This is a genomic window from Aeribacillus sp. FSL K6-2848 (genome assembly GCF_038004325.1).
Classification (GTDB): Bacteria; Bacillota; Bacilli; order Bacillales; family Aeribacillaceae; genus Aeribacillus; species Aeribacillus composti.
This window is the reverse complement of the sequence record NZ_JBBOQQ010000001.1, coordinates 2,023,874-2,036,606: the sequence shown is the minus strand read 5'-3', so window position 1 is coordinate 2,036,606 and position 12,733 is coordinate 2,023,874. Positions and strand designations below refer to the sequence as shown.

The 12,733-nt window shown below is 40.7% G+C and carries 10 protein-coding genes; 2 read left to right on the top strand and 8 right to left on the bottom strand.

Translation table 11 applies throughout. From position 1 onward, the window contains the following. Positions 1 to 459 precede the first annotated feature (459 nt). On the bottom strand, positions 460 to 660 hold the full coding sequence (gene cspD, locus NSS70_RS09875) for a cold-shock protein CspD (protein WP_063389535.1): 201 nt from the start codon (positions 658 to 660) through the stop codon (positions 460 to 462). Between the two features lie 266 nt (positions 661 to 926). Next, positions 927 to 1,367 (bottom strand): DMT family transporter, encoded by a 441-nt coding sequence (locus NSS70_RS09870; protein ID WP_340881400.1) that lies wholly within the window; start codon positions 1,365 to 1,367, stop codon positions 927 to 929. A gap of 496 nt (positions 1,368 to 1,863) precedes the next feature. On the opposite strand from NSS70_RS09870, the gene NSS70_RS09865 reads away from it, so the two are divergent. Further along, a complete protein-coding gene (locus NSS70_RS09865; RefSeq protein ID WP_340881398.1) occupies positions 1,864 to 3,285 on the top strand; it encodes a LysM peptidoglycan-binding domain-containing protein in 1,422 nt (473 codons plus the stop codon). A gap of 1,350 nt (positions 3,286 to 4,635) precedes the next feature. On the opposite strand, the gene NSS70_RS09860 is transcribed toward NSS70_RS09865, so the two are convergent. The 5 genes from NSS70_RS09860 to NSS70_RS09840 all read right to left on the bottom strand — a co-directional run bounded on the left by NSS70_RS09860 (position 4,636) and on the right by NSS70_RS09840 (position 9,696). Beyond that, positions 4,636 to 7,761, bottom strand: a complete 3,126-nt coding sequence (locus NSS70_RS09860) for an MMPL family transporter (RefSeq protein ID WP_339211468.1) — start codon at positions 7,759 to 7,761, stop codon at positions 4,636 to 4,638. Further along, complete coding sequence (locus tag NSS70_RS09855; protein WP_327863395.1) at positions 7,758 to 8,210, bottom strand: MarR family winged helix-turn-helix transcriptional regulator; 453 nt, start codon at positions 8,208 to 8,210, stop codon at positions 7,758 to 7,760. Before NSS70_RS09855 ends, NSS70_RS09860 begins: the two co-directional genes overlap by 4 nt. 383 nt (positions 8,211 to 8,593) lie before the next feature. Further along, complete coding sequence (locus NSS70_RS09850; protein ID WP_094245728.1) at positions 8,594 to 8,815, bottom strand: hypothetical protein; 222 nt, start codon at positions 8,813 to 8,815, stop codon at positions 8,594 to 8,596. After that, positions 8,799 to 9,335 carry an RNA polymerase sigma factor gene (locus NSS70_RS09845; protein WP_340881396.1) on the bottom strand — a complete coding sequence of 179 codons (537 nt, stop codon included), beginning with the start codon at positions 9,333 to 9,335 and terminating at the stop codon, positions 8,799 to 8,801. Before NSS70_RS09845 ends, NSS70_RS09850 begins: the two co-directional genes overlap by 17 nt. Then, positions 9,319 to 9,696: a hypothetical protein gene (locus tag NSS70_RS09840; RefSeq protein ID WP_339211463.1), complete on the bottom strand. Its 378-nt coding sequence runs from the start codon at positions 9,694 to 9,696 to the stop codon at positions 9,319 to 9,321. Before NSS70_RS09840 ends, NSS70_RS09845 begins: the two co-directional genes overlap by 17 nt. 387 nt (positions 9,697 to 10,083) lie before the next feature. Between NSS70_RS09840 and NSS70_RS09835 the strand changes: the two genes are divergently transcribed. Further along, positions 10,084 to 10,791 (top strand): DsbA family oxidoreductase, encoded by a 708-nt coding sequence (locus NSS70_RS09835; protein WP_340881395.1) that lies wholly within the window; start codon positions 10,084 to 10,086, stop codon positions 10,789 to 10,791. Between the two features lie 562 nt (positions 10,792 to 11,353). Here NSS70_RS09835 and NSS70_RS09830 read toward each other — a convergent pair. Then, on the bottom strand, positions 11,354 to 12,676 hold the full coding sequence (locus NSS70_RS09830; protein ID WP_339195546.1) for a hypothetical protein: 1,323 nt from the start codon (positions 12,674 to 12,676) through the stop codon (positions 11,354 to 11,356). Positions 12,677 to 12,733: the final 57 nt, after the last annotated feature.

Below are 12,733 nucleotides of genomic sequence, written 5' to 3'. Positions count from 1 at the left end.
CGTTTACGACAAAAAGTTAGCTTGTTTCTATTTAAAAAACGGTGTCACGACGAATCTGGAATGGTATGCAGTTTGTTTCAAATTTTAAAAGGGATTTGTCAAATAAGTCATTTTTTCGGCTTATAGACAAACCCCTTTAATATTTAGAAACGTTCATATCGATGTTTATGATTTTAATGGGCTCCACTTTCTGGACAGCTCCTTATCATTCGTTAACTACACGCGAATTAAAACGTTATGTACTATTTGTTCCCCCCTGCATTTCTAAAAAGTTCAAAAACAGTCAACCACATATATTCGAAAATGGTCTCCCCTCTTTCGACCTCCCCAATATATTTAAAAATCAAGAATGTTTATACACATGCTGCAGGGTCTTTATCGAACAGTAATCCTCAAGTCGAGATGTTTATAAATTTCTAAAAAAAAGCGGCACCTAAATAAGGCGCCACTTTGAAAGGATTAGTTTTTTTGTACGTTTGCCGCTTGAGGTCCGCGTTGGCCTTCGACAATTTCAAATTTAACAGTTTGCCCTTCTTCTAACGTTTTAAAACCATCGCCTTGAATCGCCGAAAAATGAACAAACACATCGTCTCCACCATCGACTTCAATAAATCCAAACCCTTTTTCACTGTTAAACCATTTTACCTTACCTGTGTTCATGCTTTTTCCTCCAAAAAAAGATTTTACCATTCATTGTTTGTTTTTCATAAGAAAAAAAGCCGTACACTCATGAGAAATGCAGACCATATAAGATCGCCTGCATTTCAATATGAGGTACGACTTATAATGGATCCATGATAAAACGAACTAAATGGCTAATTCATTATAACCAATCAAACATTAAGAGTCAAGAAAATGTAAGAATGTTCTTGACTCTTTAAGGGTGATACTTTATGTTATGCGCTGCTTTCCCCTTAAAACAAATCTCATTCACTGCCGCGGTAAAGAAAGAACAGAGCTGTCAGCATTAGCCCGATCCCAATCAGGCGGTTTATGTCTATTCGATTTTTCGGCATTCCAAATAATCCAAAATGATCAATGATGACGCTGATGGCCATTTGACCGATGATTCCTGCAAGGAGCGTTACGGCCACCCCAACCTTCGGAACAGAAATAATGGTAAACGTGACGAACATCGCGCCTAAAAATCCCCCAAGCAAATTCCATTTTGGAACTTGAAACAAATCGGTAATGTTGCCCTTTCCAAAAAATAAAACAAGGAACGCTAAAACCATTGTTCCAACAAAAAAAGAGACAAATGCTCCTTCAACAGCACCGATTTTTTTGCCTAGACTTCCGTTAACCGGCGACTGTATTCCTATCATCATCCCACCCAGTATCGCTAAAAAAATGTAAATCCATTTCATCCTGAACCCTCCCCAGAAATATAATTTCTCTTCTACCCGCTTGAACTCCTTTACGTAAAAACGTTCTTAAGTAAAAAAGTTGATTTTCTAAAATTTTCATTTTGTAAAAAAAGAAGAGACTTAAAAAAACGGCGCTTTCGTAAAAGCTCTTAAAATGATGAAAGACAACAGAATTTTTCAATAAATTTCTGTTGTCTGAAAGTGCAAACCTGCCGTTCAGATGAGAATCAAACCCGTTAAATAATTTTCTAGCACCCACACAGAAAATGACGCTGTAAAGGAGGAGATGAAGACCGATCTATTTGTTTGATGAAGAGCACAACGTTTACAAGTATATTCGGCCTGATGATTAGTTCAATTATCCATTAACGACAATTTACTACACTTGTTATATGTAAAGACCTTAAAAAATTATATTCAGCAAACTATTTTCTCTCATGTCATTTTCTAGATCAACCATTTTCAACATATATATAAACAAAAAAAGGAGGCACTTATGATCATTCATATTATACAAAGAGGAGAGACTTTATGGAACATAGCTGAACGCTACGGTATCAGTCTTTCAGAAATTATTGCTGCAAACAGTCTGCCCGATCCTAATCGATTACTGATTGGCCAATCACTTGTGATTCCCATTGCTTTTCGTCAACATATCGTCCGAGCAGGGGAAACATTATGGCAAATTGCCCAAAAATATGGAGTTGCCGTCGGGTCTATTGTTCAGGCTAACCATATTAGTGATCCTTCAAAAATTAATCCGGGAATGATTTTAAACATTCCGCCTCGCATCCATACTGTGAAGCCTGGAGAGAATTTATCGCAAATTTCTCAAATTTACCGTATATCCGTACAGGAAATTGCCAAAGCCAATCGAATTCAAAATCCCGACCTTCTTTATCCGGGGACAAGATTAACGATTCCTTTTGTAAAACCAGTCATTGACGTAAATGCATATACGATCCATGCAGGTGAAGAAGGAGGCAAAGAAGTTCGAGAAGCTGGCAGCTTTTTAACATACGTTTCTCCATTTGCCTATATCATCCGGGAAGACGGCGGACTCGATGCAATAAACGACACAGCGATTCTTCAAGCTGCTTTAGCAGAACAAGTGATACCAATGATGAGCATAACAAATTTTACGTTCAGGGACCCCGGGTCACGGCTGGCTCATGTCATCCTTTCAAATACGGAACTGCAAGATCGATTATTGACCACCATTATAAACACTATGAAAGAAAAAGGTTATCGTGGATTAAATATTGATTTTGAAAATGTATATCCTGACGATCGTGAGTTATATAATCAATTTTTACAGCGCGCCGTTGACCGATTGCACAAAGAAGGATATTTTGTTTCGACCGCGCTCGCCCCTAAAACGAGCGCAGAACAAAAAGGAATATTATATGAGGCGCACGACTATGCCGCACACGGCAGGATTGCAGATTTCGTTATTTTAATGACATACGAATGGGGTTATAGGCTTGGACCTCCTCAGGCGATCTCTCCGCTTAATCAAATCAAACAAGTGCTAGATTATGCTGTAACCGTCATTCCAAGAAATAAAATCTTTATGGGCTTCCAAGTATATGCTCGTGACTGGCTCCTTCCCCATGTTCAAGGTCAGGAAGCAGAAACATTTGATATGCAAGAAGCGATTCGTCGAGCAGTTCAACACGGTGCTGTGATACAGTATGATCGAACATCTCAATCTCCGTTTTATCGGTATGTGGATGAACAAGGCCGTACGCATGAGGTCTGGTTTGAAGACGCGCGCAGCACCCGGGCAAAATTTGATGTGGTAAAGGATTACGGTTTACGGGGAATTAGTTATTGGGTACTTGGCTATCCGTTCCCACAAAATTGGGTATTACTTGAAGACAATTTTCAAGTGCGGAAATCCCGTTCAATTCATTGATAGCAGAAGTCTCTCATAGCACAAATGAATCGAGTAGGAGGGAGCGATTAACTCCCGTCCTCTCACACCACCGTACGTACGGTTCCGTATACGGCGGTTCAATTAAGATAATTGACGCAAGTTTTCATAACTTCCGTGAATAGCTGTTCTCTTTATGCCAGTGGTCACTCCACCCTCCAAGAGGTCTCCCACGGGATTCACCGCTTCCTCCCTCAAGTGAGGTACTACGTTTTCTGTGTTCATCATGACTCACTGAATGCCAAGGGCTATTCTCTCTTAATTGTTCGGTCCTTCTTAGTTGTTCTAGACCAACTAATACTATGACCTCTGCTGACTTCTGACGGTTCAGCTACTTATCACTAAGTAGGTTATGAAGCGTACTTCACATATCCACCAGACCTCCCCGGGTAAGTACATGCACTTTCACACCATCTATCCGCCTCATTTACTCGATATGACCTTCGACAGAAAGAGCTTTGTTTTGTTTTGCAAACTCACTCAATCATACCTAGCCTTATATGAGGTTCGTGTTCCTCGGACCGGTGTTTTGCCACCAGCTTCCTTCAGATTCCGCGTCACCACGGACACCCTTTCGTTGAGCTAACCTCTACTTCTGTCTTCGGGGTTCGGGACTTACACCCTATAGTTCATATACATGCCGGGCGCACAATCGAGTAGGAGGGAGCGATTAACTCCCGTCCTCTCACACCACCGTACGTACGGTTCCGTATACGGCGGTTCAATTAAGATAATTGACGCAAGTCTTTATAACTTCCGTGAATAGCTGTTCTCTTTATGCCAGTGGTCACTCCACCCTCCAAGAGATCTCCCACGGGATTCACCGCTTCCTCCCTCAAGTGAGGTACTACGTTTTCTGTGTTCATCATGACTCACTGAATGCCAAGGGCTATTCTCTCTTAATTGTTCGGTCCTTCTTAGTTGTTCTAGACCAACTAATACTATGACCTCTGCTGACTTCTGACTGTTCAGCTATCTATCACTAGATAGGTTACCAAGGTTACTTGGCGTGCCAGCCAGACCTCCCCGGGTAAGAGTGTAATCTTTCCTTCCATCCATCTGCTTCATTTACTCTGTATCACCTTCGGCAGAAAGGGCTTTGTTTTGTCTTGCAAACTCACCCAGTGATACCTAGCCTCATATGAAGTTCGTGTTCCTCAGACCGGAAGTTTGCCGCTCGCTTCCTTCAGATTCCGCGTCACCACGGACACCCTTGCGTTAAGCTAACTGCTACTTCTGCCTTCGCAGCTCGGGACTTTCACCCTATAGATTACACCCATGCCGGGCGCACAATAAGGGAACCTACGCACAAAGCGTATGTTCCCTTCTCGCTTATTCCTCTTTCATAAACGGCCACCAGTTCGCTTTACCAAACATTTTGACCATCACCGGTACAAATAGCGGCAGTACAACAAGAGCATATAAAAATAATCCTGTTAAAACAATTGTGGCAATTTCGAGCAGCGACAGCACACCGGACGGAAGCATCGCCGCAAATGTTCCGCCTAAAATGACCGCGGCGGAAATAATGACCGTTCCCATATGACTCATAGCTGAAAGCATCGCTTCTGTGACAGGCAAATCTCTGTATTCGTTGAAGCGGTTCATAAGGAAGATGCTGTAATCTATGCCAAGCGCAATTAAAATGACAAATGAGAAAAATGGAACTGCCCAGTTCAAACCGTCGTATCCAAGAAGGCGAACGAAAATGGCTTCTGACACTGCCATTGATGTGTAATACGTTAGAATAAGCGATAAAATTAAATAAATCGGCATGACAAACGAGCGCAGCAATGCAATTAATATAAGAGCAATCCCTATCAGCATCAATACAACTGTGCGGGAGTAGTCGTTTGCTGAAATCTCGTTCAAGTCGGAGTAAATGCTAGTAACCCCGTCATAGGCAATTTTCGCATTTTCAAGCTTCGTGTCTTTTACGGCAAACTCCACCGCTTGTTTGACCTCAGTAAGCTGATCCATCGCTGAAGTTGAATATGGATTTTTCTCGAAAACAACATCAATGGTTGTCACTTTGCCGTCATTCGATATGTAAGCTTCTTTCGCATCCGCAAATTCTTTGCTTTCAAGCACTTCCTTCGGCATGTACCAGCCTGCCATTTCCTGATTTGAAGAAGAAAGACCCGATAAGTAATTCTCGGCAGAACCGAGACCGTCGGCTACTTGTTTTAGACCATCCACGCTTTTGTCAAGGCCTGAAATCAGCTGATTCATTTGTCCATCCAGCTGAGAAAAACCTTGCAGCAATTCCTCCTGTCCATTGTTGACTTGGCTTAAGCCGTTAGACAGCTCCGGCAATTTTGAAATGATGGTTTGCTGTCCAACCGCTGCTTTATTCAACCCTTTTTGCAGCTGATCAAGCCCGTTGATGAGCTCTCCCATTCCATTAACGAGCGCTTTTTGACCTGAAAGTAATTCAGAATATGAACGGTTCGCCTGCTCTATTCCATTTGTCACTCGCTGAAGCGCTCCGTTAATTTGCTGAAATCCGCTTCTCATTTGTTTTGCTTGTTCACTAAGCTGGGAAGCTGCCATTTTCACCTGTTGATACTCAGCATCCTGCTGAAGCTGCTGATGTCGTTGTTCGATGCGGTTTAAAGATTCACTCATGCCGGATAAATGTGTTGACAATTGACCGAGATGTGATTCCATCTGTTGATATTGTTTCAGCAATGAATGTAGACTGCTTCCGGCTGTTTCATATCCTTTCAAAAGCTGTTCTGCGCCGGATTGCAGCTTTTTCGTATTGTTTCGAACGGTCTCAATCCCTTTCTTTATGTCGCCGGCCCCCATCGATCCGCTCTCGATCCCCTGTTTAACTTGCGAAAGCCCTTTTTCAAGATCACCGACGCCTGCTTTTAATTCATTTGTTCCGGAAACGAGCGCTTCAATACCGTCTGTTGCTTGTTTTAATTTCGGAGATGATGCAGAAAGCTCTTTGCTCGCTTCATTCAAACCGGAGCTGATTTGTTCAAGCCCTTCATTTCCCTGACCAATTCCGTCTTTCAGCGTTTTCGCCTGTTCTGTCACAAATAATTGGTCGATCTGTTCGCCTGTCGGTCTCGTTACTGAACGGACCGTCTCGACACCTTCAACTTTTTCGATGCTTCTGCTTATTTTTTCAATTAAAGCAAAGTATTCCGTCCTATTCATGTTGTCATCATTTTTGATCACAATTTTTGTCGGCATCGCTTCGCCTGGGTTGAAGCTTTTCGAAATAATATTAAAAGCCTTGACAGAGTCGTAATCATCCCCGATTTCTTGAAGGGAATTAAACGACAGCTTGCCGTCATAGGAAAGCAGCACTGGGAGGGTAATGATTCCTACGATGATTAAAGAAACAAGCGGTCTGGTGAACGAAAAACGTCCTGCAAAGTCCCATAGCTTGCTCTGTTTATGTTCCAGATTTTCTTTAACTGGCCAAAACAACACCGGGCCAAGCACAGCCATGAAAAACGGAACAAGCGTCATAAGTGCTACCAGCAGGATGGCGACTCCGACAGCGACTGCCGCAGCCGATTGATAAAGCTTAAATGATGACAATCCGATTGCCGCAAAGCCGATCATAACGGCTAAACCGCTGAAAAACACAGTTTTTCCTGCCGTGCGATAGGTTGTTATAATCGCTTCAGTTCGGCTTTCTTGTTTGCCAAGCTCCTCTTTAAAGCGGCTTAGCAGTAAAATGCAATAATCTGTACCGATCCCGAACAAAATGGCGACCAAAAATGTTTGCGTAAAAGTGGACAATGGAAATTTCACCATTTCAACTAAAAAGGCGACAATTGACTGTGATGCCAAATATGTAATGCCGACTGTCAAGAGCGGCACAAATGGTGCTATAAGCGAGCGGAAAACGATCAGCAAGACGATCAAAATAAACACGACTGTTATGCCTTCTGTTTTTTTCACTCCTTCCTGCGAGCTGACAATAACGTCTTCATCGATGATCCAGCTGCCGGTATAATAATGCTCCAATGAAATATGATCGATCACTTTATAAAGAGCGGATGTCATTTCTTTTGCCGTTCTTCCGTCTCTTTCCATTTGTATTGACGTCAAGATGGTGGTTTTATCTTTTGAAACAAGCTGATCCTTTAACTCCTCTTGATGAAAAGGCGAAACAATTTCTGTAATCCGTAAATTCTCGCTGTGTTGTTCAAGCTGTTTTACAGCTTGTTCCGCTTCTTTCCAATCTTCCTTTGTCAGCCCGTCCTCATTATGCAGCACAAGGGCGACTGATATTAGATCTCCTGAATGCTCTTTGCTCTGAATTTCTTTTAAAATGTCATTCGCGATCGAAGAGGAATAACCTTCCGGAACCGTAATTTGCCCTTTTTCGCGCACAAGCTCCTCCATGTTTGGCGATGTAAAGAGCAAACCAATAACAGCGACAAGCCATAAAATGAGTACAAACCATTTTCCTTTCAGGATTGCCCTCATGACTCAACCTCCAGTTCAAGCAATACGTTTGCCAATTTTTCATAGGTTTGAATAAATGATTCGATCTCGTCCTCCGAAAATTTTGTTATGAACGATCCTACAACTTTATGAACTCTCTCTTCTGTGCTTGCAAACAAATTGCTCCCTTTTTCAGTCAAAGCCAAATAAATGACCCTCCTGTCTTTTTCATCGCGAATTCGCCGAACAAATCCTTTCTCAACAAGCCGATTAATCATCGCTGTGATCGCGCTTTTGTTCACTCGAAAAACATTGGCTAGTTCTGTTGAAGTGCACCTTTCCTTTTGATGGATATAGCGTAAGAGATAGTGTTGTTCGTTTGTGATATCTGGATCAATTTCACATTTCACAAGTTCTTCCGCTCTTTTCGTTACAATGAACGAAACCTTAATATACCGTTCGATCAATTCATCTATTTTTTTTCGATCCATTGTCTCCCCCCCCTATTTTAAAAAGTTCAACTATTTAACTATTAAACTATTTAACTATCAACCTGTCAATCAATTTGTATGAAAATTGGCAAACTTCCTCTTCTTCAAACGCGTGAAAGGTGCATTCCAATAAATGAAGGCTTCTCTAACGTGCTGAACGCTAGTTTCCATTCTCTAAAATATGTTTAGCATAGAAAAATGTTGTGTGAGCTAAGCTTTTATACTGTAAAAGAGCAGATTCGACGAGCAGCAGTCAGGACTGTCCGTTGCACTCTCAATGCTTTCGTTATAGAACAGAGAAGCTCCTGTTTCAAGTGTCAGTTAAACGGCGAGCAATTCATGGAAAAAGGGATCAACCTGCAAAGATGATCCCATCCATCGGTTCACAAAATCATCCAAACCGAAACAGCTAGCGAAACAACAATTGGAATAACCTGAATACATACCATCCCTTTAAATGTGATTCGTTCTTCAGGAATCGGAAATGAAGCCTTTTCACACAGCCAATTAGCAAGCTTCTCCATTTTTGACTTTTTCATTGGAAAATCCGGTACTTCCACTGTATATTTTTTTAATAATTTATCAATTTCACGATCCTTTTCCATCAGATTCGATCCCCCATTCTTTCCTCATTTTTTGAACCGCTTGATGCAGCCTTGATTTCACCGTGCCCAAAGGTATGTTTAAGATGCGCGCAATATCCTTTTTCGACAGATCATGATAATAAAACAATACGATAACGGCCCGCTGTTCGTTTGAAAGCGATTGAAGCATCCTCTCGACCTCCATTTTTTCATCGGAACGGGATATGTTGACAGGCTCTTTATATAAAAACGGAAGAAGACGGTGCCACCTTGCTCTCATTTTTATTTTGCTGATCATCGTATGATAAGCAATTTGAAAAAGATATGTCTTCAGCCTCCCTTTTTCAGGGGAAAAGTAATGCTTTTTTTGCTGCAGCTTCAAAAATGCATCTTGAACGACATCCATGCTAAGCTGGTCGTCCCGTGTACAACGGTAAATAAAGCGGAAAAGCGGTGCTCGATATCGTTCATAAAGCTCGTTCAAAGCTTCCGTATCACCGTTTTGAAATTTTTCCATCAGCTTTTCATCTGTTAAATTCATCTGACCACCGCTCTTTAATTCCTTTGAACACATACAGGATTCTTCCGATAAACCAAAGAAACGTCATTAAAGTAAACATAAACGATTGATGAAGGAAAAATTGAATGACAGGACTGTTAATGTTATCTCCCTTTATTAGAAAGATAAAGAGTCCTGTGAGGCAGCAAAATGAATAAATTGCGGATATAACCGTAATCGTATCCCAACGGGTCCAATAGAAATAAAGATCGGTTTTTTTAAAATCAATGTTTCCCCATCGATCCCGAACGACCTTTTTATTTAAAGAAGCGATCGAAACACCGAAAATCGTTCCGATGATTCCGCCTACAATTAAACTGATTACCCAGCCGGTTACAGGCATAATTGTCATCTCCTTTCCCATCATTCATTTGTTTATACAAATCGTGAAAGGAAAAAGTTCATTTTTTTCCGTAATTTTTTAATAAAAAGGCTTCAGGTTGATTTCATCTGTAATATTAACAAAATTGCTGTTAGTTCTAATGTTTCGCTGGCCGTTTTACATGAAACGCTCCGATTCCATTCCGTTGATCAACATTTTACATCTTCTTGTAGATAAATCTCACGTTTTTTTCGCAAACGTCATAGGTCCGAAACAGATTCAATCATTTTAATGTTTTATGAAAAATGAAGTTTTCCTGTTTCTTTCTGTCAAGTCGAAAAAGTTGAAGTTGTTTCTTTTCATTCGATACAATGGATGTGCGATTGATTCATAAAAGAAGGTGAAAACGTGAAAATTGAAATATGGTCTGATTATGTTTGCCCATTTTGCTATATCGGAAAACGGCGTATGGAAAAAGCGCTCGAGCTGTTTCAGCACAAGGAGCAAGCGGAAATCGTGTTCCGCAGCTTTGAGCTTGATCCAACCGCCAAAAAGGAATACGATCTTTCCATCCATGAAATCATTGCTCAAAAATACGGTATTTCCGTTGAGGAAGCGAAGCGGGCAAATAACGATGTTGCCAAACAGGCAGAGTCCGTCGGATTGACATTTCGCTTCGAGGAAATGAAGCCAACAAATACGTTCGATGCCCATCGATTAGCGAAATATGCAGATAAAAAAGGGAAAGGAAGAGAAATGCACGAACGGCTCTTTTATGCTTATTTCACTGAATCGAAATTAATCAGTGACCATCAAGTTTTAGTTGAACTCGCAGAAGAAATCGGCTTGGATGGCGACGAAGTCAAGCAAGTGCTTTCAAGCAGTCAATTGGAAGAGGAAGTTAGAAAGGATGAACAGGAAGCCTCACGTCTCGGTGTCAGAGGTGTGCCGTTTTTCGTCATCAACCGCAAATATGCCATTTCTGGGGCGCAGCCAACAGAAGTATTTTTGAAAAGCTTTCAAAAAATATGGGATAAAGAAAACTCTTCTTCGCCGCTCAAACCACTGGCAGCTGATGGCGGAGGACTATGCAACGATCAGAGCTGTAAAATGTAATTCGTCCTGACCGCAAATGGACAGGAGGAACAACGGTCATCAAAAACGACGTGTCCTCCTTTTGTATTTCTTTCAGTTCATGACGATCTGTCAATTGCTCACATCGCAAAGTTTGTTTAATTTATTTACTTAAATTCGTTTGTTAACACATATAAAAGAACCGAATCGTCAGGTTATCAATGTTTACATCCTTTGTTACATTGACTAACCTTCCCAAGTTTTCTTTAGAGGAACAATTCTTACTTTACTCCTCAAACTATGAAATTTAGGCGGTGCGGCCGCTCATTATGTCTTCATAACGGTGATGAATCGTTTAACTATTTTTCTTGTTGATCTGCTATTCCTTTTTTCTTGAATGATGCAAAGACCTTTCCATTTTATTACACTTGCACCCGAAATAAAAAATCCACGTCAAAGTCCCAGAGGTAAAATACTGGGATTTTGACGTGGATCTCCATTTTCCCTTCAAATTTATGAATTTTTCATCCATCGCAACATTGTAAATGATTTCAAAGAACGGACTTTTTTCCATTTAATGTTTGATTATCCATTTCTTCATAAATTAAATTCTCGCTTCAAAAATGACCGCCTCTTGATCAAATTTCATATCCAATAGACCCTCTGTTTTATTTATAAAAGAGTTCCAATTGTTGATAAGATTATTGTAAGTAAATGGATAATACGCATGATGCGCCGACCAATCATTTTGAAAAAACATGTCCCAGTCGTTTTTTGAGGAATGATAACGGACAAGATCATTCCAATTCGCATCATTTGTTTTTTGTTCATATGAAACGTAAGCAGACGGTATAATATGCAAAAAGACATGATCTATATTTTTTTCTTTTGCGTGCCTTCTCATACTTGAAATAATGTCATCGATGATTTTCGAATCAAGTATGGAATAAGCCCTTTTGCTCCGTCCATATGCTTCTTCCCTCTTTTCCTCCTGGAAGCGGTTGTATGATTCAATCGTTTTTTGGATATATGAATGGTATACATGCTCAAGGTTGCCACGCATTTTTTCAGACAATGGTGTATGAAGCAATGCTTCCAGCTTCATCCCTAATAATCCGAGTTCAATCCCGATTTGTTCTTCGCTTTTTGCAGCCGTATAGCCATGTTCTGTTCGGACCGCTTCTTGATAAAAGGACCCAGCCGCTTCAAAATCATATATTGTATAATGATCGCCGGTTTCTAAAGCGCTTTCCTTCTGTAAAAATTGTTGGCGGAGCGCCTCCAACTTAAAAGTATGGTTTCCCCTTAACAGCTGTTCACCATCCGTTCTGTCGATTGGGGCATAATCCTCATGCTTGCGTAAAAAAGATGTATATTGTTCGATGCGCTGTTCATAAGCTTTTAAAATATCGTTATACATCTCCTCTTTCACGTCTGGGAGACCATGCTTCACAAAAAAGCCGCCAACTGATTTTGAAAAAGAATCAGCTAACTGTTGGATGCTTTGTTGAAAAAAATGATCGAGTTTGTCGAGCCGCTCTTTTCGTTGTTCACCAAAAAAATTTTCTTCAATCCAGTTTTTTAAATAAACATATTCTGAAGCTAGATCATCAATTTTTTCACCGAGGCGGTCAAAACGCCCAAATCCTGCCCGCCCCCTTGCTTTCGCGTAGAACTTAGTTGATTTCCAAGGAACGATTAGAGCGTTTGACTTCCCCCTTTTTAACGTGATTGTTTTCAGAACAGATCCGTGTGCCAGCGCTTCCTTCTTCAAATCTTTTATGTTGTCCTTTTCTGATTGGGCCCCAAGATTGGATTCATATATTTTTTCAACAATAGACTGTTTTTTCTCATGTTCTTTCAATGATTGCTGCAGAGCAACAATAGGTGCAAAACTGAATTGATCTGTGTAATAAAGCTGAACCATTTTCCCACCTCCTTTTATATCAGAAGCTAGAAAGGATTCCTAAACTTTCATTTTTTT